Below are 26725 nucleotides of genomic sequence, written 5' to 3' on the forward strand. Positions count from 1 at the left end.
TTCGGTTACTTCTTCAGTGTCCGACGGAGCCTGCCCGCCGCGCGGCGCAAGAACGCCGACCCGGGGAAGGCGGACCGCCTCCGCGCGGGTTTCCTGGCCGCGGAGGGGAGACGCTTGACCACGACATCTCCGCTGGCGCGGACATCGAGCGCGAGTGGGAGCGCCACCGGCTTGCCGCCTGCGGTCGACGGCAGGATCAGCTCCAGCCGCCATCGTGCTCCCGCGAGTTTCTCGAGCGGAAGGCCGGTTTTCAGCTCGGCCTCGCCCAACCCGTGGGCGCTCAGCGTGCCGTGCAGTTCCATCGAACGGCTGTGCGCAGCATCCGTCAGCTTCAGGCTCGCCTCGCTCTCGCCGTGGACGTGGAACGGCAGGGCAACGGTGAGGCGGCCGGGATCCGTTGTCACGGTGACGTCGGCAGACGTGAGGCCGGCGAACTCGTACGCGATCCTTTCGGTCTGCTGCTCGACCTCGAGCGAGAGGTTGCCGTGCGGATCGGTCCAGAAGGGCAGGAAGAGACGAGCCGGGGAGCCGACAACGGCGGCGCGGCGTCCCTGTCCGGCCCCTTCGCTGCGTACGGCACCGAGGCGGGTGTCCTTGGTCCATCCGCAGGAGGTGATGCGGATGAAGACGTCCCAGATGCCGGCGTCCAGTGCTGCGCCGTTCGCCGCCGACAGCGGGTCGACCCGGGAGGTGGCTCGGAAGAGGTGCCGGAAGTGTCCCTGCCGGCCTTGCACCGGGACCTTCTCGCGGGTGAACTCGACAGGCTGGAAGAACTCCGCGGCTGTCGCACGATCCTTCATGACGAGGTCGACCTTGGACTTGGCCAGCGGGGCGGGGGTGTCCGCGCCGAGAGGGGCGACGGCGTCCGGGCCGGCCTGCGGCAACGGCGGGACGAGCAGGTCCTTTCCGTCGACGGTACGGAAGACGATGGGCTCGCCGCCGGACTTGTACTCGGCGGTGTAACCGATCGTCAGCTTGCCGTCCTTCCAGGCGAGGTCATCGAGGACGCCGGAGGGTTTGACCTGCGATTCCCACCGGGCGAACTCCTCGATGTCGGCGAGGCGGCCGGCCGCGATCAGGTCGGCGACGATCCGCTGCGTGGTCGGCAGACCGGCCGCGACTCCGGGTCCGAACCGCTCGACGACCACCTTGTGGATCTGGTCGAACAGTTCCTGGCGGTAGTCGGCGGGCAGCTTCAGCAGACGCTGTCCGCGCATCCGCTCGACCATCTCGTTGCGTAGCCAGCGGCGGAAGAGCCGGTCGCGCAGCGGCCCGGGCTCGGTGAGTTCCTCGACGACGTCGAGGGCTTCCCGAAGGTTGTTGAAGTAGCCGACCGGCTCGAATCGCTGGAAGCCCGCGTTGGAGGCGTCCTCGCGTTTGACGTGGTGGTAGCACAGGTAGTCGCTGAGAACGGCGACGTTGTCCGCCCGCAGATACGCCTCGGTGACGAAGACGTGGTCCTCCAGGCGGCGGCGTCCCTCCTTGTAGCGGAGGTCGTGCTTGTCCAGGAATGCCTTCCGGAACATTTTGTGCGGGGTGAGGCTGTCGATCAGCGGGGCGTTCTCGACATTCGCGTACGGCCGGTTCTTGCGAAACAGCTCCCGCGGGACCGGACGCCCTTTGCCGGCCATCTTGCCCACGATGACGTCGGCGCCGTTCGCCACGCCGTAGTCGTACATCCGCTCCAGGGCTTCGTCGCCCAGCCAGTCGTCGTTGTCCACGAACTGGATGAACTCACCCTTGGCGGCGGCCATGCCGACGTTGCGGGGTTTGCCCGACCACCCGGACCCTTCCTGGTGGATGACGTGCATGTGCGGATACTCGGCGGCGAGCCGGTCCAGGCGTTCGGGGGTCTCGTCGGTGGAGCCGTCGTCGACGAAGATCGCTTCGTACTCGTCGTCCGGCAGGCTCTGCCGCAGAAGAGAGGCGATGCAGTCCTCGATGTACACGCCCGGGTTGTACACCGGGATCACCACGCTCACTTTGATCGGCACGTGACTTTCCGCTCCTCCGCTACTCAGCGACTTCGTGACGGTCATCTCGGACTCCTCGCCCCGTACGGCTGAAGACTCTGGCCGCCGCCCTGCCGGACGATGCACAAACACTCTTGTGCAGACGGAACGAGATCGTCGGTAGTTCCATGCGGGCGAGGGCCCGGACCACCCGTACGGGCTCTTGCCTGATCAACGGTTCGTCCGTCGGTTCGATGACAGCCTTGATGACACCGCTCCGGAGCGGCTCCGCCTTCCCACCAACGAACCTACTACATGTTGTAGTGTTCAGTTGGCCTCTCCGACACCGGCTCGTTCCCCGGCCGACCCATCGCCATCACATCAAAGTGATGTCATACCGGACTCTTACTCATGAAAATCATGGAATATCCGGACATGATTCGGCGACCTATGACACAGCAGACGGAGCCATGACTTGACTGGATCTAACATGCCGCAAATGAAAGCCCTTGTACTGTCGGGGGGTTCGGGCACGCGCCTGCGTCCCATAACCCACACATCGGCCAAGCAACTGGTGCCCGTCGCCAACAAACCCGTGCTGTTCTACGGACTGGAGGCCATCGCCGATGCCGGCATCACAGACGTCGGGATCATCGTCGGCGACACCGCCGAGGAGATACGGGAAGCCGTGGGTGACGGCTCGAAACTCGGAATCGACGTCACTTACATACCGCAGGACAAGCCGCTCGGTCTGGCCCACGCCGTGCTCATCGCACGCGAGTTCCTGGGTGACGACGACTTCGTGATGTACCTCGGCGACAACTTCGTCGTCGGCGGTATCACGGGTCTCGTCGACGCGTTCCGTGCGGATCGCCCCGACGCCCAGATCCTGCTGACCCCGGTGCCCAACCCGACGTCGTTCGGTGTCGCCGAACTCGACGGCAGCGGCCGCGTGAAGGGGCTGGAGGAGAAGCCGAAACAGCCCAAGAGCGACCTCGCACTGGTGGGTGTCTATCTCTTCACCCCCGCGATCCACCAGGCCGTCCGCAGCATCGAACCCTCCGGGCGCGGCGAGCTGGAGATCACGCACGCCATCCAGTGGCTGATCGACCAGAACAAGGACGTCCGCTCGACGACCATCTCCGGCTACTGGAAGGACACCGGGAACGTCGCCGACATGCTGGAGGTCAACCGCTCCGTCCTGGAGACGCTCGAGCCCCACGTCGAGGGCACCGTCGACGACTCCAGCGAGATCATCGGCCGCGTCCGCATCGACGCGGGCGCCGAGGTCCGCGGATCGCGCATCGTCGGCCCCGCCGTCATCGGCCCCGGTTCGGTGATCAGCGGCTCCTACATCGGCCCGTTCACCTCCATCTCCGAGGGCTGCCGGATCGAGGACAGCGAGGTCGAGTACTCGATCGTGCTGCGTGACTCCTCCATCACCGGCGTCCGGCGCGTGGAGACCTCGCTCATCGGCCGCAACGTCGAAGTCACCCCCGCGCCCCGCAATCCGGCGGTCCACCGTCTCGTCCTCGGCGACCACAGCAAGGTACAGATCTCCTCATGACGACAAGAATCCTGGTGACCGGCGGCGCCGGTTTCATCGGCTCCCACTACGTCCGCACCCTCCTCGGCCCCGAGGGCCCCGGCGACGTGGCGATCACCGTGCTGGACAAGCTCACCTACGCGGGCAACCCGGCCAACCTCGACGAGGTCCGCCACCACCCGGACTTCGCCTTCGTCCAGGGCGACATCTGCGACCCCACACTTGTGGGCGAGCTGATGGCGGAGCACGACGAGGTGGTGCACTTCGCGGCCGAGTCGCACGTGGACCGCTCCATCGACGGCGGCGCGGAGTTCGTCCGTACGAACGTGGTCGGCACCCACACACTGATCGACGCCGCGCACCGCGCCGGCATCAAGACGTTCGTACACATCTCCACCGACGAGGTGTACGGCTCCATCGACTTGGGCTCCTGGCCCGAAACCCACCCCCTGCAGCCCAACTCGCCCTACTCCTCGGCCAAGGCCTCCAGCGACCTGATCGCGCTGTCGTACCACCGCACCCACGGCCTCGACGTACGCGTGACCCGCTGCTCCAACAACTACGGGCACCACCACTTCCCCGAGAAGGTCATCCCGCTCTTCATCACGAACCTGCTGGACGGCAAGACGGTCCCGCTCTACGGCGACGGCGGCAACGTCCGCGACTGGCTGCACATCGACGACCACGTCCAGGGCATCGACCTGGTGCGCACCCGGGGACGCGCCGGCGATGTCTACAACATCGGCGGCGGCACCGAACTGTCGAACAAGGAACTCACCTCGCTCCTGCTGCAGGCCTGTGACGCCGGCTGGGACAGCGTCGAGTACGTCGCCGACCGCAAGGGCCACGACCGCCGCTACTCCGTGGACTGCACCAAGATCCGCACGGAACTGGGCTACGAGCCCCGCAAGGACTTCGCCACCGGCCTCGCCGAGACCGTCGCCTGGTACCGGGACAACCGCCACTGGTGGGAGCCCCTGAAGGAGCGCGCGGCACTGTGACCTCCACCTGGCTGATCACCGGCGCGGGCGGCATGCTCGGCACGGACCTCATGGACCGCCTGGCGGCGGACGGAGAGCAGGTCGTGGGCCTGACCCGCGGAGACCTCGACATCACGGATCCGGACGCGGTGCACGACGCCGTCGCGAAACACCGGCCGGACGTGATCGTCAACTGCGCCGCCTGGACCGCCGTCGACGACGCCGAGACCCAGGAGGCCGAGGCCCTGCGGATCAACGGCCACGGCCCCCGCAACCTGGCAGCGGCCTGCGCCGAGACCGGCGCCACGCTGCTCCAGGTCTCCACGGACTACGTCTTCGCGGGCGACGCCGACTCGCCCTACGCGGAAGACGCTCCCACGGCGCCACGGAGTGCCTACGGCCGCACCAAACTCGTCGGCGAGCAGGCCGTCCTGTCCGCCCTCCCCGACACGGGCTACGTGGTACGCGCGGCATGGCTGTACGGAGCCGGCGGCGGCAACTTCGTCCGTACGATGATCAGACTGGAGAGCGTCAAGGACACCCTCGACGTGGTCGACGACCAGCGCGGCCAGCCCACCTGGACCGTCGACCTCGCCGACCGGCTCGTCCGCCTCGGCCGCTCCGCCCTGGACGGCCTCGCCCCGGCCGGGATCTACCACGGCACCAGCGGCGGTGAGACCACCTGGTTCGGCCTGGCCCGGGAGATCTTCGGACTGCTCGGCGCGGACACCGGGCGAGTCCGCCCGACAACGAGCGCCACCTACCTTCGCCCCGCCCCCCGGCCGAGTTACAGCGTCCTCGGACACGACCGCTGGGCAGCCGCCGAGGTACAGCCGATCCGGGACTGGCGAGAAGCCCTGCATGAAGCGTTTCCGGCCATGCTCATGGCCGAGCGCCCGCAACCCGACACAAGACGCCCCTTGTGACGTGCGGGGGTTGGCCGGTCCGCTGCTGATCTCAGCTACCCTGCTCGTTCACCTCCAGCAACACCTGCCCGCCGACGCGCCGGACGCCCCGCCAAAGGTCCGGTCGGCGCATTCGGCGTGGCCCCGGCGCCTCGCCGAGGGCTCCCCCAGCGGCTCCGCATGCCTTCAGTGATCATCGGCTCCATGATGATCACAACAAGGCTCCGGCTCATGCAGCCGGCACCCGGCCCCGCCCGTACCGGTCGCCCCGGCGTCCGTGGTGCACTGGGCGCGCTCCGCGGTGTCGACCAGGCTCTCGCTGTCCGAGGCGGCGTTGGCCAGGCACAGGCAGCACAGCGTGAGCAGGAGTGCGCCCGCCACGAAGGGCAGGGAGCGACGCGGAGGCGGCGGAGACAGCAGGGCCTGCACCCGCTGAGGCACCGCCCCGCCGGTCGCGGCCAGGGCGGCAGGCCGTGTCACGGCCGCGGACGCGAGCGCCGCACGTCCGACGGCGCGGGCGACGACCGTACGGCTGCCGACGCGGTCGGCGGCCTCCTCATCGGCCCAACGCTCCAAGGCGAACCCGCCGGCCTCGGCCAACGGTCGCAACAGCGGATTGACGGCCGCCGTCAGCCGCCACACGGTCTGGAACAGATGGTGGCGGCCCCGGAGATGGGCCCGTTCGTGCGCCAGCAACGCCTCCCGCTCCGCGTCACCGAGGCAGCGCAGCATCCCCCGGGACACCACGATCCGCCCAGGCGCCCCGGGCAGCGCGAATGCGTGCGGAACGTCGTCGTCGAGCACCGCCAGTTCGGTGTCTCCGGGCACCCGGCCGCATTCCCGGCGGGCCCACACAAGGTGCCGGACCTGCCGTACGGCCGCCACGCCCAGCGACATCAGCCCGGCCACCAGGGCCAAGGCGCTGACGGCCGCGACGGACAGGAGGACCGGGTCGTGAGTGCGCAGCGCGGCCACCGACCAGTGGCCCTCCTCCGCGACCTCCGGGATCTGCGCGAAGCCGGTGAACGCCAACAGGGCCAGCGAGCCGAGCCAGCCGATCACCGTCACGACCGCCGCGCACGCCAGGGACCACGCGGCGGCCCGCGGTGCGCGCTGCCGAACCATCCGAGGAGCGAGGACCGCGAGGACCGCGGTGACCACGAGGGGGACATAGACGCTGATCGTCACCGGCTCACTGCCCGTCGTCGCGGCCGGCGTCCTGCTCGCCGAGCAGACGGTGCAGCAACTGCTCGTCCTCCCGCGACAGCTCGGACACGAAGCGGGACAAAACCGCCTCTCGGTCCGAGCCACGCTCCAGCAGGCTGTGCATTCGTACGGCTGTCTCCGTGGCCTCGTCCCGGACGGGCGCATAGGCGTTGCCGCGCCCCACGGAGTGACGTACGAGCATCCCCTTGTCGTACAGACGCGACAGGATCGTCAGTACCGTCGTGTAGGCGAGGTCCCCAGGGAGCCGTTCCATGACCTGCCGAGCGGTCAGCGGCTCCTTCGCCGCCCACAGAGCGGCGAGAACACCGCTCTCCAGCTCCCCTCGTGCCCTTCTACCGGTCACCCCGCCGCCGTCCCCGCTCCTTCGGTCGCCCACCTGCTTCACCGCCTTCCTGCTCGGCTGCCACCCTACCGGGAGGTACTACGTGCTGTAGAAGACTGCCTCCCGTTCCTCGTGCTCAAGCTCGGTGACTGCTGCGTGGGCGCAGGACAGGGGCTGCGGGTGACACCGACGGAATCACACGGTTGTTCGCTTCATGGATCGGGGGCAGATCCCGTCCGCCTGACGGGACGACGTGTGCAGCAGGTCGCCGCCGCCTGGTACCGCCACGCTTCCGAGGACGCGGCCAACCTGCTGGAGACATGACTCGTCGACGACGTCGATGACCGCATCCGCGTGACCTGCGGCTCCGACTGGCGCCTGATAGTGGATGGCGCGGCGCCCTTCACGGGCTACGATCTTGGCGAGAGTGGACGGGCTTCAGCGAGCCGACCAAGTCCCGTCCGGAGTCGCGAAGCCAGGCTCCGTTCATGCCGCCTCAGCACCAGCCCAGAGATCACGCTGACGTGACTTGTCGATCATCGACAGCCTGAGCGCACAGCCCTTCCCCGACAAGAACGGCCGACCGGGAGCGGCCGGTCAGTGAAGCGGACCCGGCTTTCACCTGGCCGTACTCCGTGAAAGTCAGGACTTTGGGAGGAACGGAGCACCGAGATCGTTCAGGCAGCCGAACGGGAACTGGAAGCCGACCTTGCCGCGCTGTCGGTCAGCCTCGTGGAACGCTGGGGCACCCCGGAAGCTGTCGACCTGTGGCCCTATTTCGCATTCGACGACCCCGACTCAACTGCCACGAGTCGCGGCCCACTGTGCTTCCTCTGCGGTGTCGCCAGCAGCATGCAGGTGTGGCGGTTGCCGAGCTCGGAGCTATGGGTCGGCCTGACCATCGGCCAAGCCGACCCGGAATGGCCGTTCCAATTGCCGGCGGGCATTGGTGAAACGTCCTCGCTGGACGGCGGGTGACGACTTCTGCGCCCAAGCGGTGACAACCACCGTGCTCAGCTGGGCGGAGAGGTGCAGGTCGCCGCAACAGTCCGGTTGTCCCGTCTCGTCGACCTGGTCCCCGTCTCATATGGTCCGCCCGGTTCGCCCGGGCATCTCAGATCATCTGGTCCGCCAGGGCCATCAGCAGGTGTCGGATCCGGGCGGTTCCGAAAAATGCGTGTCGTGGGAGTCGGCCTGCATGGAGCGGGCCAATTCGAAGACGTGCTGTGCCTGGGCATCGGACAGACGCCGTGCCTCCCACAGCAGTGCTGCGGCATCTGCCGTCTCCGATGACGGAGGCGGCGGAAGCTCGGTCAGATCGACGCTCGTCAGCGCGGCCAGGTCGCCTGTCTCGATCCCCAGCAGGGCAGCGAAGTCCGTCACCAAGCGCGGGGTCAACTCCTTGCGGCCAGAGCCGATCACACCGTAAGTGGCCGCCGACAGATACGTGGGCGTCATGAACGCGAGAGCCATCGCCATGCCCGTCCAGTTCAGATTGCGGTACTGGAGCATGCGGATGACCCAAGCACCCGGGCCGCCGGCGAGGGGCATGATCGGTTTTGGGGCGAAGCTGGAATGCCGCTCCTCCTGCGGCAGTGAGCGGACCAGACCCAGTAGGTCGCGGCGTCCGGCTGCGGGGAGACGCACCGCCTTCGCCACCATGTTCTTCACCCAGATCGCGGCTCCGGCGTCCAGCGGCGCCATGTCGTCCGGGACCGCCAGCCCCGCGAGGATGAACAGATCGACGGCATGGAAGCCCAGTGCGGACCCGAGCCGTCGGAGGATTTCCTGGCTGGGGCTGTCCCCTGCGAGCACAGCGCGGAGCTCGACTGGGTTCAGCCCAGCGCGATCGGCCAGTTCGCGCGCGCCGAGCTCTCTGTGCTCGGCCAGCCGCGCCAGCATCGCGCCGAACCCGAGGTGCTCCGTCATGCCCGCAGACTACTGACCTTTTCGGATTGCCTTCGGGTGGCCTGGTGCGAGGGGCAGTCCGGTTTCGCTGAGCAACCGTCGAGCAGATCGGGATGACGCTGGATGTGAGCGAGGCCGCGGCGGAGGGTGCGGGTGAGGTGGTCGGGGTCGGTGAAGGCGGTGTTGGCCTGGCTGTTGCATCGCAGCAGCCACCAGATGCCCTCGACGGGGTTGAGGTCGGATGCAGAGGCCAGCATAAAGTAGCAGCTGATCCAGTCATGGCTGTCGACGAACTGCCGCATCCGGGCGTTCTTACGGACGTTCAGCCGCGACAGCTCGCCCAACCTGTAACAGGCAAGGGCGGCAATGGAGAGGCGGCGCTGAGAACGCCCCCGCACCCGGGTGACGGGGGTGCGCCCGCGTCGGACCAGGTGCGGGTGGTGGGCGGCGTGACCGAGAACCCCTCCGTGGCAAACACAAGCGACGTCTCCTGCGCAGACTGCTGTGCAGCGCCACTCGCGACACCGGCCTGGTGCGGACAGTCCTCGTGCTGCACATCGAATGGGCCTGTGGTTGAAAAGGCTCAGTACGTCACGGAGATACTGCCCAGCTCGCCGGCGACGCTATGAACACGTAATGGTGGACCCTCGGATGACCAGGAAACCTCCACGAAAAATCACGGCCAAGAAGTGGCCAAGAAGTTGTCTCACGTGGCAAGTTCCACGACACCGCTTTGTAGCGGCTCAGGGCCGTGGCCATGCCACGTTAAGCTCTGCCGGTCGTTGCGGTCCACGTACGGGATCTTGAGGCCGTGAGCAGCCCGTGGCAGGCTCCTACCGCATGATCGACGAATTCGCGAAGGACAACCTGCACGGGAGACTGCGGCGGGACCGCAAGGCGCTGCTCTGGAAGCTCGACGGCCTGTCCGAATACGACGCGCGCCGACCTTTGACAGCGAGCGGGACCAACCTCCTCGGCTTGATCAAACACGTGGCCAGCGTCGAGGCCAGGTACTTCGGCGAGGTCTTCGACCGGCCGTCCCCGGAACCGCTGCCCCGGTGGCAGGACCATGACGGCAGCGATCTGTGGGCGACCGAGGACGAGACGCGCGATCAGATCATCGGGTTCTACCGGCGTACGTGGGAACACTCGGACGCGACGATCAACGAGCTTCCCCTCGATGCCCCCGGCTGCGTGCCGTGGTGGCCTGAGCCTTATACGGACACGAACTTGTTCGCCATCCTGATCCACGTCCTCGGCGAGACGAACCGGCATGCCGGGCACGCCGACATTCTGCGCGAAGGCGTCGATGGCCGAACCGGGATGCGTCCCGAACACGAGGTTAAGATCGACGGGGAAGCCCGCGCCGCCTACTGCAAGAAGATCGAGCAGGCCGCCAGATCGGCCGCATCAGTCAAGGAATAGAAGGCTGTGCGGCGTGACGTGATGTTCGAGCGGCATGATGCCAGCCGTAAGTGCCGGCCTGTCGAAGCCTCCGGTTCCTGACGAGCTCTGGGAGCTGGCTGCCCCGTTACTGCCGTCGTTCACGGCTCGACCGCAAGGCGGCGGGACCGCAGCAGGTTGGCTACGACTCCTCTCTCAGTCGCGCCCAGGTATGAGTGTCCAGGCTGTCATGGGGGCCCATGCGGGAGAGCTCGGCGCCGTCGCGTCCCAAGGCCACGATGACGGGACGGGCTCCACGGCTGCTCTGGGGCGACTTCCATACAGCAACGAGACGGCGCTGCGAGGAAACCTCGATCCGGCGGGCACCGATAAGGACCTGGCCCACGTCCTGTCCGAGGCGTACTTTGACGCAACTGATCCATGGGGCCGCAGCGAGGGAGTGCGGAGGGTCAAGGCTGCGGGTGAGGCTGAGCACGCCCCCGCCATTGCACACGTCGAGCACATCAACGTCGACAGGGTCGTCTCCCGAGCCGCCGCCGCCCCCGACGTACCGCCACTGCTTGCCGAACCACTCAAGAAGCACGATGTGCTCACGCATCCGCGACGACTTCGGACGCCACAGGATCCAGATCGCCCCGACACCGGCAGTGTCGTCGACATCGGCCGACACCACGGTCAGCACGCGCCGCGGCACCCACCACGGTTGCGGCTCCTCTCCCGCCAGCGCCCGCTTCACCACACCCCTCAGAAAACTCTCCCACCGGGGTCCCGCCCACACGGCCTCTCCCCATGCCTGCATGCGCCTGCGATACCCGGCGCGCGAGGGCATCAAGCGCGATGCTGCTGAGGCAAGACCTCTCTGCCTCCAACCAAAAGATCATTACTGGACAGCCCTTCCACGGCCTGGGGTCGTGGGTCTCTTCGATGTGCCGCGCGTTGAGAGATGAGCCAGTAGATGAGCGCCGCAGGTGGCGAGACGCACAGCAGGACGATCAGCAGGCGGGAATCGATCACGTGAGTGTGTGACGTAGGCTGTTCCGCCTCGCCTGGCAGGTCCCTCAAGAGGGCATGGAGTTGCTCGCGGGTGCGCGCTTCGTAGGCCGCGGCCACGCGTTCTTCGAGTTCGGGAAGTGTCAGTCGGCCAACTGCGTAGTGGTGTTGCAGTTGTGCTTCGACCTGATCTCGTTCGGCGTCCGAGGCTCGTAACGCGGGGCTGGTGGTGTGCTCCTCGCTGTCATTCATGGCGGCCTCTCAGGCGGGGGTAGCGGTGTCCGGGGACGGGCGATCTTGCAGGTCGACAACCGCGATGACCACCCGCGTCCAGACCCCTGGGGCGTCGCGGTCGCCGAATCGAGTGGCGAGTTGTTCGATGTGACCGCGCAGCTCGGCGAGGGCTTCGTCGGTCAGTCGCAGCGCACCGCGATGCAGGTCGATTTCCCGGCGGCCTCCGGTCTGCTTGGACCGGTAGGCAGCGTTGATGTCGGCCCGGGTTGCGTCCAGCATCGAGCCGAGGAACTCGGCCATCTCTTCCGGGTTCGCAGCATCGCCGGGGGGTTCTGTGACCGCGGGGGTATACACACGCTCGACCTTGCCGCGGGCCAGCGGCCGGTATTCGGCGACCTCGATCAGCCCGGCCCGTTCGAGCTGATTGAGGTGGTAGTAGAGCCTGTCAGCTGGCAGGTCGATCCGTTCGGCGAGTTCGCGTGCGGACTGAGGCATCTCCCACAACGCCTCCAGGAGCCGGATGCGCAGGGGATCGGCGAGCGCCTTATGCACACCGTGCCACCGCCGGGTCGGTGCACCAGAGCCCTGTGTGCTCATCGATCACCCCTTCATTGCATTGGTCTTCACTCGTTGGAAAATTCTACAACCATCGAGAGCGCGCAGCCGGTTGGAGCTGTGGAGATTGAGCCAGCCAGGGATTTCCCTCCCGGACGGGTCGATGCGATTGGGCGATCGCGTCAGCCGGCTGCGGCTTGCTGGGCTTGTGCTTTGGTGTGTGCGAGCCTGTATGACTCGGTGCCGGTCTGGATGATCGCGCCGTTGAAGGTCAGGCGGTCGACGATCGCCGCGCAGAGCCGAGGGTCGGTGAATGTCTTCGTCCAGCAACTGAAGGACTCGGTGAAGGCGATCGCGACGCTTTCTTTCCTCCCGCTCGGTCAGCACCTTGAACAGCAGCTCAGCGCCGCGCCGGTCGAGTTCCATGTAGCCGAGTTCGTCGATGCCGAGAAGGTCAACGCCGCCGTAGCGGGCAACTGAAGGATGCCGCGGCTACTTCTTCGACCGCGGCGGCCAGCACCGCTTGCTTACGGCCACGAACGGCAACGCAGGCGGTACGACAGCCTGCCTCAGCGCACCCACAATCGGCCGAACCACGATCACCGAGTCAGCGTTAATTGGTTGCACCACGTTCCACGGCCCGTGAACACCGTTGGTCCAGCGCAACCGAGGTCTTTTCAGCGGGAACGACGAAGCTGTCGATGTGCTTCAGGTCGGTGGATCCGTGGGTGTGTGTGTAACACGAGGAAGCTGAGTGAGCCGAAGAGCTTCGGTGACAACGTCGGCGTCGACCTGTACCGGTGTCCTGTCGCCGTACTCGAGGATGTCGTACTCGTCGTCCAAAAGGGCGAGTTGTTCGGCCACAGCGAGTTCATGCCCAAAACGATGGTGGATCTGCAAGGTCAGCTCACGTGGTGTCAGCTCGCCGGCCAGCATGCGGGCAGCCAGTGCTCGAACCGCAGCTTCCTGTCCGGCAACGCTTCCCGCCGGGTGGAAGACGAGGCCCAGTTCGTCGAGTGCCGGGGGAAGCAGGTCGGGGACGTCGTAATCCGCCTCCGAACGTGTGCACGCGGCCAGGATCCGCAGGGCAGGACTGTCCAGGCCGGCAACGAGTGCATCACAGGCGGTAGCGACGACATCGGCTGCCGGGATCTCGCGCATGCTCCACAGAACGGCACGGTCTTGAAGTTCGCGCTCTGCTGATTCCGTCAACGACATGTGCCCCATCATCTCGTCAGGGAGCCGAACGCGTCGAACAATTTCCATGCCACCGCCCCGCAACCACCCAACACCGACTCCCCCCGAGATGTGACCCCGAACTCCTCCAAGCCCTTTTGACGCCCCGCCAGGTCATCGCCGTCACCCAGCTCCGTGAAGCAGGCGACCGGTACAGAGCCGTCGGCGCCGCCGTAGCCTCCGCCTCTGTCAGTGGCGGTCGATAGATTGGCCAGGGGTGAGCAGATGGGACGGGCAGCGGACCCAGCCAGGCGGCAGGGCCGGAGTCGCCGAGTCTGTCCGTCGCCTGTGAGGCGGCCAGGAATTGCCGGGCCGCCGGCCCATCGCGCGGAGAGTGCGGGGCCGGGCGGCACCGGTCGGCGGTCAGGCTCCGGGGTGCAGGCCGAGCCAGCCCGGTGAGGGGTCGCCCTTCACCTCGCCGAAGTACAGGGCGAAGGTCTGCTTCCAGCGCTCGATCGCCGCGCGGTCGGCCATGAAGCGAGGGAAGCCATCGAGGTTGCCGTTGGGGTACTCCCAGATGGGCTTCAGCCCGCTCGGCGGGGTGACATCGGTGCGGACCGACCAGCCGTTGGTGGCGGCCTTCTGCTGCTCGACGGAGAGCCGCCAGTTCAGGTACAGCTTGGCGGCGGTGGGGTTCTTGGCCTGCCTGAGGATCGCGGCCCGCTGTCCCCAGGACATGAACGGCACCTGCTCGGGCAGCACCCACTTGACCGGCCCGGTGGACAGCGGCGCGCCGGACCCGCCGATGCCGATGGCCTTCTGGCCGCTGGTGACGGCCGCGCTCGGGGTGTAGCTGCCGCGGGCGAACTGAAGGTCCTGGGTGGCCAGTCGAGCGAGCCAGTCCCAGCCGTACTTCTCCACGTAGAGGGTGTAGAGGTAGAGGACCGCGTCGTCGTCGTGCGGGTAGGAGGAGGCGATCTTCCCCTTCCAGCGGGCGTCGGCCAGGTCGAGCGGACCGCTGGGGATGTCGGAGCCGACCGCGGCGGGACCGTACATGTAGCTGAAGGCACTGACCTGGACGGCGACCCACGCGCCGTGCGGGTCCTTGAAGGGAGCGTAGAGCTTGGAGAAACCGGCCGGCTTGTAGGCGAGCAGGCGGCCCTGCTCCTTCCAGCGCACGAAGTCCTGCACGGTCTGGAGCTGTACGACGTCGGGTATCAGGGTGTCGGTCGCGAACTGGTTGTCGACGCGGACGTCGTGGAACTTGCTGTAGTCGACGACCACCGTCAGGTCGATGTCCGGGAAGCGGCTCTTGAAGCCGTTGCGGATCCCGTCCGCCTGGCTGGAGACATCGCCGCCGGCGTAGATCACGAGCTTGCCGCCCTCGGCGAGGGCTGCCTGGTAGAGCTCGTCAAGAGTCCGGTTCTCCTCGGCGCCGCCCGTTGCCACGCGGCCCGCAGAGGCTTGGCCGGTGGCGGCCTGAGCGGGGGTGACGGAGGCAGCGGCGACACCGAGACCGAGAGCTGCGCCCGCTCCGGTGGCAAGCAGGCGGCGTCGGCTGGGAAGGCTGGTCATGGTGGGGGGAGCCTCTCTGACTGTTCTGTTCGGTTGTCTGTGGGGTGCGCCTGGACCGCGGCAGCGGAGCAGCACGGCATCCGGGTACGGCACGAGTGCCGTGCTGCTGCTGTGGGGTCAGAACATGGTGTTGTCGTTGGCGCTCTTTTCGGGCACCTCCTGGATCACGTCCCAGTGCTCGACGATCTTTCCGTCGGCGACGCGCCAGAAGTCCGCGACGGCCATGCCCCGGTCGCCGGGCTTGAGGTGCAGGTTGCTGTGGGTGACCACCAAGTCCCCTTCGGCGATCACCCTCTTGATGTCCAGGCGCAAATCGGGAAACTGCCCGCGCAGCCAGTGCACATAGCCGACGAAGGCTTGCGGGCCGTCCTGCGCCTCGGGGTTGTGCTGGGTGTAGCTCTCGCCGAGGTGTGCGGTGGCGGCCGCCTCGGGCTGGTAGTCGTTGAATGCCTGCTCGTAGAAGGCGGTCACGAGTGCCTTGTTGTCCGCAGCGGACATGTCTGTCTCCTGCCTCGCGGTGGGTGCGGTACGACTCAGTTGTTCATGGCGTCGCGGATGAGTGCGGTGTCGGCGAATTGTTCGAAGCGGACGATGAGTCCGCCTCGTACGACGAAGTGGTGGGCGACGCGGGCGTCGATGGGTTTGTTGGTGGTCTTGTGGGTGGCGGTGTAGCGGGCGAGGACGACGACGTTCTCGCCGTGGACGATGTAGGTGTCGTCGTGGGCGGTCCAGTCGTCCCAGTCCTGGCCGAGTTGTTGACGTTTGTGGTGACGGCGTCGGGGGTGCGGTAGGTGCCGGCGAGGGGGAAGCCGGCCATCTCCGTCCATTCCACGTCGGGGGCGAGGGTGGCGCGCAGGGCGTCGAGGTCGCCGGCGGCCGAGGCCAGGTATTGGCGGCGGACGACGTCGGCGGGCGCGGTGGAGGTGGCGAACTCGTTCATGGTCAGCCCCACTTCATCTCGCCCTTGGCGACTTTGGCGCCGATCTGGGCGGCGATCAGCATGCCGTTGTCGGGGAAGCGCTTGATCAGGGCGTCGTTCAGCGTGGCGCCGTCGGGGGCCTTGGCGAGCTCTTCTTCGAAGGCGGTCAGGTAGTCGCGGGTGGCGGTGATGGCGGAGGCGTCGGCGGCGGTGCCGGGCAGGCGGTGGCCGGGGACGACCAGGTGCGGGTTGAGTGCGGTCATCTCGTCGAGGAGGTCGATCCAGGCGGCGCGGTCGCCGGGGGTGGGGGTGTCGGCGACCCAGACGTGCTCCTGCTGGAAGAGCAGGACACCGCCGAGCAGGGCGCGGTGTTCGGCCTGCCAGAGGTAGTGGCGGTCGGGCAGGCCGGCCGGGCCGCCCTTGAGCTGGAAGGTGTGGCCTTCCAGGGTGAGGTCGCCGGTCAGCGGCTCCAGGTCGACCAGGCGGGTGGGCAGGTTCGGGCCGAGCGCGGCCCAGGCCTTGAGCTTGCCTTCGTAGGAGTGCTTGATGTGCTCGATGACGAGGGGGGTGGCGAGGAACCTCGCGTCGGGGAAGGCGTCGGCGATGACCTCGGCGCCGAAGTAGAAGTCGGGGTCGCCGTGGGAGACGAAGACGGTGGTCAGCGTCTTGCCGGAGTCGAGGATCTCGGCGGCCAGGCGGTGGCCGTCGGCGCGGGTGAAGGCCGCGTCCACCAGCAGGGCCTCACGCTCGCCGGTGACGAGAGTGGCCGTCTTGTTCCTGGACCCGGCCGGGAAGTCGAGATCGCAGACCTTGAAAGAGAGAGTGCTCATGCGTGCTTCCTCGGGTGAAGGGTGATGGTCGGGGAAATCGCCTCGCGGCGAGGTGTACGTGAACCGGGTCGAGGCGGGCAGCCCGTGTCGAGGGGGGTTCAGCCCTGGGTGCCCTGCTTGGTCGATCGAGTGGAGGCAGAGGACGTGGGGTCGGATGAGTCGGCGCCGTGTCCATCGCCGATGCAGAGGCTGAGGCGGGCCTTGTATCGGTTCGGGGGCAGCGCGGTCGCTCACGAACTGGCCGAGGCCGAGCGGGTTCATGGTGGCGGGGTCGAAGGTGCCCTTGCGGCCGGCGGGCGGGGCGATGTCCGTGCGAGCGCGATTGCGTGCCCCGACGACGATGCGGCCCTCCGCCTGGGGGAACGTCTTCGCACACGCGTTCTTGAGGTAGTCGTCCTGCCAAGACCTGTCACCACCGGTAAAGACAATGAGCCGGCCGCCTTCGGCCACGGCCTCCTGATAGAGCGTCCACAACCGGGCCTTCTCGCTTGAGCCGGTCCGTTCGGCGGTGGAGGGGGCGGAGTCCGCCGAAGTAGGCGCACCAGACAGGCGCGCCGCGAGGACGCCGTCCATGGAAGCCGCGACGCCCAACGCGGCCAAGACTCGCTCTCCCATGGGGCGGACTCCACATCTGGGGGGACACAAGAAGTATCTGCCGATGCAGACAATATATCTGCCGAAGCAGATATTGCAACAGCAGTTTCTTCCAGTCGTGTCCTTCTGTCACCCTTACGGAGTGAACGAGCAACTGCTGAACGACGACGACGTGACACTCTTCGGTCTCTTCGTGGAGGCCTACAGCCGTATCAAGCCCCTGGTGAACCGCGATCTCGAAGTACCACACAGCTGGTTCGAGGTGCTGCTGCGCCTGGGCCGCACCCCCGGCCACCAACTCCGCATGACGGACCTGGCAGAGGCCGTGTCCTTCAGCTCGGGCGGCTTCACCCGGCTCGCCGACCGGATGGAAAAGGAAGGACTCATCCGCCGCGACCCCGATCCTGCCGACCGCCGAGCAGCACTCGCCGTACTGACCGACAAGGGCGGTCAGGCGCTCGACCACGCACTGACCGCCCACGTCGCCCACCTACGCAACCACCTCGCCGGCCCCCTCTCAGCCGAGGACCGCCGCCACCTCGAGCGCATCCTGCGCACGCTCCGCGACGCGAACGCGTAAGTTCCTGCCCTTGATCGGGACCGCCGTCACGGGCTTCGGACGCCGCGGGAGCCTGCCTTTGGCTCCATATGACGGTCGTCGGTCCAGTGGGTGTTTTCGATCCCTGGCCGTGAGGTGTGTACGGCTGGATCATCTGGGTTGTGGGGACTGACAGGACGGCTCGGTTGTATTGCCAGGAGTGCGGTGGTCCACTGCCGCAGACGATGGCGGCGGAGACGTCAGCAGACCCATGAACGAGTCATCGCGATGCAGTGTGGCGAGCAAGCGGCGTGCCCGGTATATGGCAGGTCGCGGACGGTGGGGGCAGCGGTCGAGGGCGGCTGTGTACCGCTTGGACCGTTGCCAGGTGCGGGCATGTCGTCAGCGACGGGGGGCGCGGAACGGCGTTACGGAAACGCCGCGTCCGAACGCCTCGCGCGCGAACACCCTCTGCTCTGCTGCACAGTTGGGAAGGACTGACGCGGGCTTCGAGTGACTGGGCTCAGTGATCTGGGGTGTTCGGCGTCCAGCCTGCGACCGATCTTGGTGAGCACGCTGCGGTAGCTGCTTCCCGGCGTCTTGGGCCCCCGCCGGGCCTACGACGGCTGTCACGACCCGGTGCTGTACACCCAACTCCTCGCGCCGATCGAGGGCCGCGGCCAGGCAGAGACTCAGAGCCGCACCGACACCCCCGACCACGAGGTCACCCGTCCCTGCGCGGGCGCCGTTCCCCCTTCCCCCTCGTGGCACGTCGAGGTCACCGACGGCGAGAGGAGCACCGTCCTGACAGTCGCGGAGTGCAGGGCCCTGCGCTGCACCACGTCGTGCACCCCACCGCACCCGACACCCGCTCCGAGACGACGGCCGGCCAGGTCAGCGGGGCCTGGGAGGTGGCCGACGACACCCGCGCCCGGGCGGTGTTCGCCACCTTGCACGTCGACGGACCGACACGGGGCTGACGGGCGGAGCCCCGACCTCTAGAACATGCCGTTGCCGTTGGTCGAGGTCTCCGGGACGTTCTGGATGATGTCCCAGTGCTCGACGATCTTGCCGTTTCGCACCCGGAACAGGTCCAGGATCGCCGCGCCCCGGTCTCCCGGATAGTTGACGTAGTGGCTGTGGACGGCCACCAGGTCGCCCTCGGCGATGATCCGCTTCGGGGTGACCGTCAGTTGCGGTGCCGAGGCGAAGTAACCGCCGAGGCCGGCCTTCGCGGCGGGCACGCCGCTCTGCATCTGTGGGTTGTGCTGGAGGTAGCCGGGGTCCCAGTAGCGGTCGAGGGCGGTCAGGTCCTTGTGGACCATGAGCTCGTCGAAGGCCTTGGTCACCAGCGCCTGGTTGGCCTGGGTGAGCCGGTGGTCCAGGGGCTGCGAGACCTGAGGTGAACTCAGCGTGGAGAACATGTCGTTGCCGCTGGCCGTGGTGTCCGGCACGTTCTGGATCACGTCCCAGTGCTCGGCCAGCTTCCCGCCCTGGAAGCGGAAGATGTCGATGACGGACGCGCCCTTGGTGCCCGGCACCAGCACCACGTTGGAGTGGAGCAGCACGAGGTCGCCCTGTGAGACAGCCCGCTTGACGTCGTACCGGGCGTCGGGGAACTGCTTGTGGATCGAGGTGCCCAGGGCCTTCAGGCCCGCCGAACCGTCGGCCGCGGTCGGGTTGTGCTGGATGTAGTCCGCCCGTACGAAGCGGTCGACGACCGTGGTGTCCCCGCGCTCGAACACCCCCTTGGCGACGGCGATGGCGACGGCCTTCTGGTAGCCGAGGCGGGCGGCATCGGCGTTGCCGCCATAGCCGTGCGCCGTCTGCCCGGCGGCCGGGCCGTGCGGGGCCGCCACGGCGGGCACGGCGGCCGCACCCAGGACCGTGGAGGCGGCGAGGAGGGCGACGACGGCCCGGCGGGCGGGGGCAGTGGGGGGCATGGTGCGCTCCAAACGTCTTATGCGTGCAAAACCGGAAAATAACTTGAAGCCTCAAACTCTGTAGCAGCAGATAATCACCGCGGAGCGGTCCATGTCAACCGTCTTTCCCGCCCCTTGGCGTTCCTTGACACTCCCCGACGCTCTCGCCTCGAGCGCACTCGAAGCCATGGGTTAGTTGGTCATGCAGTACACGCAGCGCGAACGCATGGACCTCAAGATCAGCCGACTGACCCTCGGCACGATGCACTTCGTCGGCAACGGCTTCGCCAAGGGGAACTGCTACGCGATCCCGTGACGTGGGCCTTTGGTGGGAGCCGGTTAGCAGACGGGTGGGCGCGGCGGCGGCTGGGGATTGCGGTTCAGCGAGAACCCCGGAACATCGAGTTGCGGGTGCCGTACGTGAACGTCGCCCCGCAGCACTGGGGCGCGGTTATCCCCTGGGCGTGTGCCTCGCTGATCAGCGCCGCTACTACGCCGCCGGCACCCTTGAGGCCAGCCGTATCACCGGGCTCGAGACGCTCGGCATGGTGTGGTCGATGCAGGCCTTCGGGTGGGAGGCAGGACTCGCCGTGGCACGGCATGTGGGACGCACGGCCACTGCCTCCCGCCGGCCACTGCGGTCTAGGTGTACTCGGCCGTCACGTTGGTGACACGTAGCCGTCGGTAGTTGATCAAGGAGGGACCTCCGGGCGTAGTGGAGATAGCCGTCTTCACTCACCTCGGAGGTCCTGGTGGCCCACGCTAATGCCCGGCTGACCTTTCACGGCAGATGTCTGCTGGTGCGTCGCGTCGTGCTCGACGGGCGTCCGGTCGCTCACGTCGCGAAGGAACTCGGCGTATCCCGCCAGTGCGCCCACCGCTGGGTGAACCGCTACCGCGCCGAGGGCTGGTCCGCACTGCACGACCGCAGCAGCAGCCCGCACCGCCGTCCCACCCGCACGCCTGCACCCGTCGAACGCCGCGTGCTCAAGGCCCGCCGCGCCCTGCGACGCGGACCGGACGTCCTGGCCGAGCACACCGGCGTTCCCGCCCGGACGGTCAGTCGGATCCTGCGCCGCCACCAGATGTCGCCGCTCGCCGCCTGCGACCCGCTGACCGGTCAGGTCATCCGTGCCACCAGAGCCAGCGGCCGACGCTACGAACATTCCCGGCCCGGCGACATGATCCACGTGGACGTCAAGAAACTCGGCAAGATCCCCGCCGGCGGCGGCCATCGCGCTCATGGCAGAGGCGAACGGCCCGGATCGCTTCGAGGCCTGGGCTACGACTACGTTCACGCGGCCGTCGACGATCACTCCCGCCTCGCCTACGCCGAGATCCTTCCCGACGAGAAGGGCGCAACCTGCGCGGGCTTCCTCACCCGCGCGGCCGAGTTCTTCCACGCCCACGGCATCACCCGTATCGAGCGGGTCATGACCGACAACGCCAAGAACTACCGGCTCTCGCACGACTTCCAGGCCGCCTGCCAAGCACTCGGCGCACGGCAGAAGTTCACCCGCCCGCACTGCCCGTGGACCAACGGAAAGGTCGAGCGGTTCAACCGCACCCTGCAAACCGAATGGGCCTACCGGAAGGTCTTCACCAGCAACGCCCAACGCACCCGAGCACTCGCACCCTGGCTCGACTTCTACAACACTGGCCGCCGACACACCGCGCTCGGCGGCCAGCCACCGATCAGCCGACTGCTTCACCAACGTCATGACCGAGTACACCTAGGGCAGAGACGTCCTCCCCACGAGGTCTGGGCGAAGAACCAGCGCGCAGCAACCATGGTACGAAGCAGGGCGGTTGGGCCCCGCTGCCCGGGCGTCAGCTGCTCCCATCCGACCCGCTGCGCGGCGATCCAGGCGCCTGGGTCTCCACACTGGACGATGAGTTCACCTGTCAGCGTGGTCAGCTGAACGTGTTGCAGTCGGCGACGCGGCCGGAGCGGTAGCCGGTGGAGAACCATTGCTGGCGCTGGCTCGCGGAGCCGTGGGTCCACGTGTCGGGTGTGACCTTGCCCTGGTAGCGCTGTTGGATGCGGTCGTCTCCGACGGCGGCGGCCGCGTCCAGCCCGCGGTTGATGTCGTCCCTCGTCAAGTCGGTGATCAGCGGCTCACCGCTCTTGGGGTCGGGGGTGGTGGTGGCGTGGTGGGCCCACACTCCGGCGTAGCAGTCCGCCTGCAACTCGAGTTTCACCGAGCCGCTGTTCTGGCCCTTTCCGCTGCCGCGGGAGATCGTTCCGCTGAGGTCCTGGAAGTGGTGGCCGTATTCGTGCGCGATGACGTAGGCCTCGGCGAACGGGCCGCCCTGGGCTCCGAACTTGCTGCTCAGGTCGTTGAAGAAGCCGAGGTCGAGATAGACCTTGTCGTCGGCTGAGCAGTAGAAGGGGCCGACGTCGGACGTCGCGTTCCCGCAGCCGGTGTTCACACTGCCGGTGAAGAGGAACGTCGGGGCCTGCTGGTAGGGCTTGCCGGCGGCGGTCTCCGTCTGCTTCCAGAACGCCTGCACGCTGTCGACCACGGCGACGATCCGGCACTCCTCCTGGCGGTTGGCGTCGGCACCGGTCCGGCAGTCCGACGCGAGGTCCGCGGCGGACTTGCCGGACGAGGACGTGTCGCTGCTGCCGGAGTCGAACATGCCGGGGTCGACGCCGAAGATCACGGACGCGACCAGCACCACGAGCCCGACCAGTCCCCCGCCGACGGTCTTCCCGCCGCCCGGGACCCCGCCCAGCGCACCTCCCCGACCGTCCTCGACTTCGGACGTGTCCAGAGCAGCATCGTCGTCGAATTGCATGCGTTCACCTTCCCTCAAGCAGCGCGCCGGACCGCCCCGCATCGTCCCGCCCGTCTACCCCGTCCAGGGACATCCCCATCCCGTCCTCTTTCTGCTCCGCCTCTCGAAGGAGCGGGCGAGCGACGCGGCGACGCTGCTCTGTGGTCTTCTCCCAGCGGCGGCCGGGCGAAGCGCGGGGTGAGGGGCACGGCCCGGACGGCCTGGCCACGTTGGCGCGGCAGCAGACCCAGCTGGACCACGAACCCGAGCAGGGCGGCACGGACGTCGGGGCCGCCCAGTACATGCCCGGTCGAAGGCGCGGCTGACGGCAGCCGTAGCGGGCAGCGCGTGGAGCAGGACGCGCGAAACCGCACAAATCCGTTGAAGCCGACATTTCAGGGATCGTCGGCGAGGGCGGCCGCCGCGGCGCCGGTCATGAAGCCCCGCAGCCGGCTCGGCAACTCAGGGCGGGCCATGGAGAGGCCAGGTCACCCGGCGCGCTGGGTTGTCTCCCCGGCCTGAACGGGTACGGCGGGCAGGGAGACGGTGCAGGAGGCGCAGCGTCGGGCCTGGGCGGGTACGGGGCTGAGGCATTCGGGGCAGTCCCGTTTGGGGGCCTGGACGTCTTGATGCGGGGCGAGGCGTTCGTGGAGCTTGTTGATCGGGAGCACGACCAGGAAGTACAGGGCGCTGGCGAGGAGGAGGAAGCTGATCGCCGCGTTGATGAAGGTGCCGTAGGGGAATTTGGTGGCGCCTACGGTGAAGGTCTTGTGGTTCATGTCGCCGGTGGCGCCAGTGGCCAACCCGACCAGTGGTGTCAGGAAGGCGCTGACGAAGCCGTTCACCACGGCGGTGAACGCTGCCCCGATGACGATGCCCACGGCCAGGTCGACCACGTTGCCGCGCAGGATGAAGCTGCGGAAGCCCTTCACCTACTCACTCCTAAAAGGCTCTTGACGTCGACGGGCGGCACCGCAAGCGCGGCTGGCCCACTGCCTCACCTCGGATGCCCTGCCACCCCTCACCCATGCCGGCTCCGCCGCGCGGCGCGGTGCATCGGGGTCAGCCGCTGGCTGTGCCGGCCGGGGCGGAGAGTGTCTGGTGAGCATGGGCGCAGAGCGGGCCAGAGGTCGTGGTGGGAATACGCATCCGGCGCAGGAGACCACGGGTGGTGCGCTTGTGCAGCGTGCTGCGCCAGGTCAGTCCCGGATGGCGGGACCGTAGGTGTGACAGCGCCCGAGTGCCCAGGCCAGTGCTGTGGAAGCGCTCGTCGATGACGACGGCGGTGATCACAGCCTGGGCGCAGTCAGTGCAGATCCGATACCGGACCTGGCCGACGACCTGGCGCGTGTGCACGAGGAGCAGGCATTCCTCGCCCGGGCCCGGGTCGTCCGGGATGTGCGTGGACAGGAAGTCGATTGCCCGGTAGGCGAGGACGCGGCGGCGCAGGCGGCCGGTGCACCGGCCTCGTGAGTGCTTGGCGCCGTCGTGACCGGGCGGCGGTGTTTCGTCTGCGGAGGTCTGGCCGAGGAGACCGTTGCTGGTGGGGCGCGCATGTAGTCCGTGCATGATGTCTCGGGTGCCCGAACAGCCGACGGATACCCGTTCCAGTGACTCCCGTCAGCCGGATGCATGACACCCCGCGCGACCGCCGGGGCGTCGCCGCGGCCTTCCTTCGCCGGCCGGCCATCCCGTTTCTCGGCGGCACGGCCCGGACAACCTGTCGGCGCCCGCGGCGGCGCGGCAGGCGGCGTGCGAGTCGAAACCGAGGTGCCGTGCAGGTCCACCCGGGTCAGACCGGACTCGAAGGGGGCGTTGACCGCGACGTCCGCGTCGGCCGCGCGGGCGGCCGAGGAGCACGCGGTGAGACCGGGCACGGCCAGCAGTGCGGCCATGAGCGCGGCGAAGACGGATCTGGGACGTCGGGCCGCGATCCGCAAGGGCTACCGGGATCGGGGAAGTTAGAACAGTGCTCTCGTCAGGACGTCCGGGCACTATCCGCGTTCGCCCCCCTTTTCGTCCGGCCGCTCCCGAGACGGCTGCCGGAAAGCGCCGGTCTCGGTCCGCGTGCGGGCCCCCTGCTCCCACCCCCGGTGCAGGTCGCCGGTCGGGCGCCGGCGCAACGTGCGACCGGCCGGCGACCTTGGCGACATCGGCGAACCTCGTCGGAGATCATCCGCCCGTGCGGCCGCGCCCCGCCGCTGAGTGGTGGAGCGCGGCCGGCGTGCCCGCTACGGGCGGTTCAGGACGATGGAGTTGATCGGCGTCAGGTTGTAGTTGACGTTGTAGTTCATCTGGATGGTGGCCACGCAGTTCACGCCGTTGTAGCCGGTGCACAGTTGGGCGGTGGCGCCGGCGCCGCCGTACTGGTTGTTGAGCACCACGTGGTAGCCGTACTGGTTGCTCAGGTTGTGGGCGCCGTAGCTGTAGAAGATGTCCGTCGGGGTGCTCGACTCCGTGGCCGCGCCCTCGGGGTAGATGCACACCGCACCGCCCGGACAGCCGTACACGGGCTTGTCGCTGGCTTGTGCCGTACCGGTGCCGACGGTTGCCACGGCGGCCGTGACGAGTGCGAGCGCGGCTGCGCCCCGCGTGATCCTGCGCATGGACCTGTCCCTCCGTTTGTCCGCCCTGCGGCGGGTGTTCCCTGGACCGTCCCGCTGCGACGAGATGTGCCGCGGTGGTCCGTACGTGCTGACGCGTAGGACCGTAGGTCCTTCGGGCGGGAGGCCACCAACGTTTCGAAGGCGGCCGAATCGCGGGGGTGGCCGCCCGAGGCGTTGCGGTACACCGCCTCGGTGCCTCCGGGACGGACGACGGCGTCGTGCTCGCCGTCGCCGTGCTCGTACAGGGGTCCGTCACACTGGTGTCCCCCACCCTGCAGGAGGGGCCGGTACCCGTCCGTCGGCCGGGTCCTGGAACGCCGAGACCGGGAACGGGGAAGCCGAGGAGCGGGGCAACAACGAGCTGCAGTACTAGACGGACGACGCGGCCAACTTCGCTCTCGACGGCGCAGGACACCTCCTGATCGCGGCACGGCGTGCCCCGCAGGAGCACGACTGCCTTGCTACACCCAGGAGTCCTGCCTGTGGACCTCCGCCCGGTTCACCAAGGAGGGGAAGGGGCGCGCTCACCCGTGGACGGGCGGAGATCCGCGCGAAACTGCCCATCGGCGCAGGGCTGCTGCCCGCGATCTGGATGCCTGGTCCGTCGCCGGAAAGCCGTACTTCACACTGACCTCGTCGAAGCTGCCCCGGCCGGACGACCGGGTCCTCGAACAGGACCTGTACCTCCTGCTCGAGGTCGCCGTCGGAGGCGACTGGCCCGGCCCTCCCGACAACGCCACGCCCTCCCCCGCGACGATGACCGTGGACTACGTACGCCTGTACGGCGAGGGCCGCAGGCGACGGTCCGGCGTGCCGCGCCCGGTAGACCTGGCCCCCGTCGCACACCACCCCCTTTCGACGCGGAGCTGCGGAGGGCTCAGCACTGAGCAGAAGCCGGCAGCCCAGCGCGCTCGTCTCCGCGCAGATAAACCGCGCTGGCATAGCCGTAACCGATGTCCGTGCCGCCGAACGTGTAGATCCAGATGTTGTTCCGGTACCCGTTGTCCACGACCGTCTCGCCGTAGACCCAGCAGTACGCCGTGTAGGTGTGACCGGGCTGCAGGGTGCTCATCGACCGGTATCCCGTGCCAGGCCCCGAGCGGAGGTTCAGCGCGGTGTAGGGGGCGACGGTGTACGCGGCGGCAGGCGAACGGACGGTGGTCGGTGCCGCGGGCGTGGCCGCCGAGGCGGCGGGAGCGGCGGCGACCAGGAGTCCGGCGGTGAGCAGCACTCCGGCGGCTGCTGCCATGGCCTTTGTCAGGTGCGTCGTCACAGTTGACACTCCGGCTCCCCTGTGTGCTGGCGAGAGGTCAGCACTGCGCGGAAACCGGCAGGTTGGCGTACTCGTTGCCGCGGAGGTACACCGCGCTGGCGTAGCCGTCGACGAAGCCGATCCAGATGTCGTTGGTGTAGCCGTTGTCGGTGATGGTCTGACCGTGTGTCCAGCAGTAGGCCTGGTAGGAATGGCCGGCGGTGAGGGTGGTCAGGTAGGCGCTGTCCTTGGTGGGCAGCTTGCGGACGTTCACGTTGGTGTAGGGCACGACGGTGTAGGTCGTCTCGGCCGGCGCCGCCACGGCAGCGGCGCCCGGGATGCTCAGCGTAAGAGCGCCGGCCAGTGCGGCGATGACGGCAGTCCTTATACGCACGACTGTTCTCCCTTGAGTGTCGACGACGGCGCCGGCAGGGCCGGCCCCGTCGCCCGTCCAGTTCGTCGCGATCATGCCCATGCCCGAGGGGTGCGGCAATGTATTCGATCCTCGT

At 68.0% G+C, this 26725-nt stretch carries 26 protein-coding genes and 3 pseudogenes; 9 read left to right on the forward strand and 20 right to left on the reverse strand.

Annotated elements, in window-relative coordinates; genetic code table 11:
* Positions 1 to 5: 5 nt before the first annotated feature.
* Positions 6 to 1994 carry a glycosyltransferase family 2 protein gene (locus LN251_RS35785; protein ID WP_458248329.1) on the reverse strand — a complete coding sequence of 663 codons (1989 nt, stop codon included), beginning with the start codon at positions 1992 to 1994 and terminating at the stop codon, positions 6 to 8.
* A gap of 457 nt (positions 1995 to 2451) precedes the next feature.
* Between LN251_RS35785 and LN251_RS35790 the strand changes: the two genes are divergently transcribed.
* From LN251_RS35790 to rfbD, 3 genes are read left to right on the forward strand one after another with little or no spacing between them, the layout of a single operon-like run.
* Positions 2452 to 3519 (forward strand): glucose-1-phosphate thymidylyltransferase, encoded by a 1068-nt coding sequence (locus LN251_RS35790; RefSeq protein ID WP_458248330.1) that lies wholly within the window; start codon positions 2452 to 2454, stop codon positions 3517 to 3519.
* A complete protein-coding gene (gene rfbB, locus LN251_RS35795; RefSeq protein ID WP_458248331.1) occupies positions 3516 to 4499 on the forward strand; it encodes a dTDP-glucose 4,6-dehydratase in 984 nt (327 codons plus the stop codon). Before LN251_RS35790 ends, rfbB begins: the two co-directional genes overlap by 4 nt.
* Before the next feature lie 32 nt (positions 4500 to 4531).
* A complete protein-coding gene (rfbD, locus tag LN251_RS35800) occupies positions 4532 to 5404 on the forward strand; it encodes a dTDP-4-dehydrorhamnose reductase (protein WP_458249486.1) in 873 nt (290 codons plus the stop codon).
* Between the two features lie 165 nt (positions 5405 to 5569).
* On the opposite strand, the gene LN251_RS35805 is transcribed toward rfbD, so the two are convergent.
* Complete coding sequence (locus tag LN251_RS35805) at positions 5570 to 6571, reverse strand: M56 family metallopeptidase (RefSeq protein ID WP_458248332.1); 1002 nt, start codon at positions 6569 to 6571, stop codon at positions 5570 to 5572.
* Between the two features lie 4 nt (positions 6572 to 6575).
* Positions 6576 to 6986 carry a BlaI/MecI/CopY family transcriptional regulator gene (locus tag LN251_RS35810; protein ID WP_458249487.1) on the reverse strand — a complete coding sequence of 137 codons (411 nt, stop codon included), beginning with the start codon at positions 6984 to 6986 and terminating at the stop codon, positions 6576 to 6578.
* A gap of 678 nt (positions 6987 to 7664) precedes the next feature.
* On the opposite strand from LN251_RS35810, the gene LN251_RS35815 reads away from it, so the two are divergent.
* Positions 7665 to 7910 carry a hypothetical protein gene (locus tag LN251_RS35815; RefSeq protein WP_458248333.1) on the forward strand — a complete coding sequence of 82 codons (246 nt, stop codon included), beginning with the start codon at positions 7665 to 7667 and terminating at the stop codon, positions 7908 to 7910.
* A gap of 162 nt (positions 7911 to 8072) precedes the next feature.
* Here LN251_RS35815 and LN251_RS35820 read toward each other — a convergent pair whose 3' ends face one another.
* Entirely contained in the window at positions 8073 to 8861 is a 789-nt protein-coding gene (locus LN251_RS35820) for a hypothetical protein (protein WP_458248334.1), read from the reverse strand.
* Entirely contained in the window at positions 8858 to 9184 is a 327-nt protein-coding gene (locus LN251_RS35825) for a hypothetical protein (protein ID WP_458248335.1), read from the reverse strand. The genes LN251_RS35820 and LN251_RS35825 overlap by 4 nt, the downstream gene beginning before the upstream one ends.
* A 496-nt stretch (positions 9185 to 9680) precedes the next feature.
* Here LN251_RS35825 and LN251_RS35830 point away from each other — a divergent pair, with 496 nt between their 5' ends.
* A complete protein-coding gene (locus LN251_RS35830) occupies positions 9681 to 10265 on the forward strand; it encodes a DinB family protein (RefSeq protein ID WP_458248336.1) in 585 nt (194 codons plus the stop codon).
* A 160-nt stretch (positions 10266 to 10425) separates the two neighbouring features.
* On the opposite strand, the gene LN251_RS35835 is transcribed toward LN251_RS35830, so the two are convergent.
* The 9 genes and pseudogenes from LN251_RS35835 to LN251_RS35875 form a co-directional block, all read right to left on the reverse strand.
* Positions 10426 to 10980: a hypothetical protein gene (locus LN251_RS35835; protein ID WP_458248337.1), complete on the reverse strand. Its 555-nt coding sequence runs from the start codon at positions 10978 to 10980 to the stop codon at positions 10426 to 10428.
* A 92-nt stretch (positions 10981 to 11072) separates the two neighbouring features.
* A complete protein-coding gene (locus tag LN251_RS35840; RefSeq protein ID WP_458248338.1) occupies positions 11073 to 11486 on the reverse strand; it encodes a DUF1707 SHOCT-like domain-containing protein in 414 nt (137 codons plus the stop codon).
* A 9-nt stretch (positions 11487 to 11495) separates the two neighbouring features.
* Positions 11496 to 12065, reverse strand: coding sequence for an ArsR/SmtB family transcription factor (locus LN251_RS35845; protein WP_458248339.1), 570 nt, complete (start codon positions 12063 to 12065; stop codon positions 11496 to 11498).
* Between the two features lie 140 nt (positions 12066 to 12205).
* Positions 12206 to 12503: pseudogene (locus tag LN251_RS35850) on the reverse strand (ATP-binding protein); the annotation flags it as partial.
* A 228-nt stretch (positions 12504 to 12731) separates the two neighbouring features.
* Positions 12732 to 13241: a hypothetical protein gene (locus LN251_RS35855; protein ID WP_458248340.1), complete on the reverse strand. Its 510-nt coding sequence runs from the start codon at positions 13239 to 13241 to the stop codon at positions 12732 to 12734.
* Positions 13242 to 13622: 381 nt separating this feature from the next.
* On the reverse strand, positions 13623 to 14774 hold the full coding sequence (locus LN251_RS35860) for an ABC transporter substrate-binding protein (protein ID WP_458248341.1): 1152 nt from the start codon (positions 14772 to 14774) through the stop codon (positions 13623 to 13625).
* Between the two features lie 117 nt (positions 14775 to 14891).
* Positions 14892 to 15272, reverse strand: a complete 381-nt coding sequence (locus LN251_RS35865; RefSeq protein WP_126276500.1) for a nuclear transport factor 2 family protein — start codon at positions 15270 to 15272, stop codon at positions 14892 to 14894.
* Between the two features lie 35 nt (positions 15273 to 15307).
* Positions 15308 to 15714, reverse strand: a pseudogene (locus LN251_RS35870) (nuclear transport factor 2 family protein).
* Positions 15715 to 15716: 2 nt separating this feature from the next.
* Positions 15717 to 16523 carry an MBL fold metallo-hydrolase gene (locus tag LN251_RS35875; RefSeq protein ID WP_458248342.1) on the reverse strand — a complete coding sequence of 269 codons (807 nt, stop codon included), beginning with the start codon at positions 16521 to 16523 and terminating at the stop codon, positions 15717 to 15719.
* Positions 16524 to 17094: 571 nt separating this feature from the next.
* Here LN251_RS35875 and LN251_RS35880 point away from each other — a divergent pair.
* Positions 17095 to 17697, forward strand: coding sequence for a MarR family winged helix-turn-helix transcriptional regulator (locus LN251_RS35880; protein ID WP_458248343.1), 603 nt, complete (start codon positions 17095 to 17097; stop codon positions 17695 to 17697).
* A gap of 776 nt (positions 17698 to 18473) precedes the next feature.
* Entirely contained in the window at positions 18474 to 18635 is a 162-nt protein-coding gene (locus LN251_RS35885; protein WP_458248344.1) for a hypothetical protein, read from the forward strand.
* An 18-nt stretch (positions 18636 to 18653) separates the two neighbouring features.
* On the opposite strand, the gene LN251_RS35890 is transcribed toward LN251_RS35885, so the two are convergent.
* Complete coding sequence (locus LN251_RS35890) at positions 18654 to 19598, reverse strand: nuclear transport factor 2 family protein (RefSeq protein ID WP_458248345.1); 945 nt, start codon at positions 19596 to 19598, stop codon at positions 18654 to 18656.
* Between the two features lie 731 nt (positions 19599 to 20329).
* On the opposite strand from LN251_RS35890, the pseudogene LN251_RS35895 reads away from it, so the two are divergent.
* Positions 20330 to 21283, forward strand: a pseudogene (locus LN251_RS35895) (IS481 family transposase); the annotation flags it as partial.
* A gap of 208 nt (positions 21284 to 21491) precedes the next feature.
* Here the strand turns inward: LN251_RS35895 and ypfJ are convergent.
* Both ypfJ and mscL read right to left on the reverse strand, forming a co-directional pair.
* Positions 21492 to 22379: a KPN_02809 family neutral zinc metallopeptidase gene (gene ypfJ, locus LN251_RS35900; RefSeq protein WP_458248346.1), complete on the reverse strand. Its 888-nt coding sequence runs from the start codon at positions 22377 to 22379 to the stop codon at positions 21492 to 21494.
* Positions 22380 to 22846: 467 nt separating this feature from the next.
* Positions 22847 to 23290 carry a large conductance mechanosensitive channel protein MscL gene (mscL, locus tag LN251_RS35905; RefSeq protein WP_458248347.1) on the reverse strand — a complete coding sequence of 148 codons (444 nt, stop codon included), beginning with the start codon at positions 23288 to 23290 and terminating at the stop codon, positions 22847 to 22849.
* A 325-nt stretch (positions 23291 to 23615) separates the two neighbouring features.
* On the opposite strand from mscL, the gene LN251_RS35910 reads away from it, so the two are divergent.
* The gene (locus LN251_RS35910; protein ID WP_458248348.1) at positions 23616 to 23831 is read left to right on the forward strand and encodes a hypothetical protein; all 216 of its coding nucleotides are present in this window, start codon (positions 23616 to 23618) and stop codon (positions 23829 to 23831) included.
* A 758-nt stretch (positions 23832 to 24589) separates the two neighbouring features.
* Here the strand turns inward: LN251_RS35910 and LN251_RS35915 are convergent.
* The 3 genes from LN251_RS35915 to LN251_RS35925 form a co-directional block, all read right to left on the reverse strand.
* Positions 24590 to 24964 (reverse strand): hypothetical protein, encoded by a 375-nt coding sequence (locus LN251_RS35915; RefSeq protein WP_458248349.1) that lies wholly within the window; start codon positions 24962 to 24964, stop codon positions 24590 to 24592.
* An 877-nt stretch (positions 24965 to 25841) separates the two neighbouring features.
* Positions 25842 to 26213, reverse strand: coding sequence for an SH3 domain-containing protein (locus tag LN251_RS35920; protein WP_458248350.1), 372 nt, complete (start codon positions 26211 to 26213; stop codon positions 25842 to 25844).
* Positions 26214 to 26274: 61 nt separating this feature from the next.
* Positions 26275 to 26610: an SH3 domain-containing protein gene (locus LN251_RS35925; RefSeq protein WP_458248351.1), complete on the reverse strand. Its 336-nt coding sequence runs from the start codon at positions 26608 to 26610 to the stop codon at positions 26275 to 26277.
* Between the last annotated feature and the right edge of the window lie 115 nt (positions 26611 to 26725).

It is taken from the genome of Streptomyces sp. MAI_2237 (assembly GCF_054189285.1).

Bases quoted from the DNA above. Each gene is read 5' to 3' on its own strand.
- LN251_RS35790 (WP_458248330.1), top strand. From the start codon at position 2,452: ATGAAAGCCCTTGTACTGTCGGGGGGTTCGGGCACGCGCCTGCGTCCC.
- rfbB (WP_458248331.1), top strand. From the start codon at position 3,516: ATGACGACAAGAATCCTGGTGACCGGCGGCGCCGGTTTCATCGGCTCC.
- rfbD (WP_458249486.1), top strand. From the start codon at position 4,532: ATGCTCGGCACGGACCTCATGGACCGCCTGGCGGCGGACGGAGAGCAG.
- LN251_RS35820 (WP_458248334.1), bottom strand. From the start codon at position 8,861: ATGACGGAGCACCTCGGGTTCGGCGCGATGCTGGCGCGGCTGGCCGAG.
- LN251_RS35830 (WP_458248336.1), top strand. From the start codon at position 9,681: ATGATCGACGAATTCGCGAAGGACAACCTGCACGGGAGACTGCGGCGG.
- LN251_RS35840 (WP_458248338.1), bottom strand. From the start codon at position 11,486: ATGAATGACAGCGAGGAGCACACCACCAGCCCCGCGTTACGAGCCTCG.
- LN251_RS35845 (WP_458248339.1), bottom strand. From the start codon at position 12,065: ATGAGCACACAGGGCTCTGGTGCACCGACCCGGCGGTGGCACGGTGTG.
- LN251_RS35855 (WP_458248340.1), bottom strand. From the start codon at position 13,241: ATGTCGTTGACGGAATCAGCAGAGCGCGAACTTCAAGACCGTGCCGTT.
- LN251_RS35860 (WP_458248341.1), bottom strand. From the start codon at position 14,774: ATGACCAGCCTTCCCAGCCGACGCCGCCTGCTTGCCACCGGAGCGGGC.
- LN251_RS35865 (WP_126276500.1), bottom strand. From the start codon at position 15,272: ATGTCCGCTGCGGACAACAAGGCACTCGTGACCGCCTTCTACGAGCAG.
- LN251_RS35875 (WP_458248342.1), bottom strand. From the start codon at position 16,523: ATGAGCACTCTCTCTTTCAAGGTCTGCGATCTCGACTTCCCGGCCGGG.
- LN251_RS35880 (WP_458248343.1), top strand. From the start codon at position 17,095: ATGGAAGCCGCGACGCCCAACGCGGCCAAGACTCGCTCTCCCATGGGG.
- LN251_RS35890 (WP_458248345.1), bottom strand. From the start codon at position 19,598: ATGCCCCCCACTGCCCCCGCCCGCCGGGCCGTCGTCGCCCTCCTCGCC.
- ypfJ (WP_458248346.1), bottom strand. From the start codon at position 22,379: ATGCAATTCGACGACGATGCTGCTCTGGACACGTCCGAAGTCGAGGAC.
- LN251_RS35915 (WP_458248349.1), bottom strand. From the start codon at position 24,964: ATGCGCAGGATCACGCGGGGCGCAGCCGCGCTCGCACTCGTCACGGCC.
- LN251_RS35920 (WP_458248350.1), bottom strand. From the start codon at position 26,213: ATGGCAGCAGCCGCCGGAGTGCTGCTCACCGCCGGACTCCTGGTCGCC.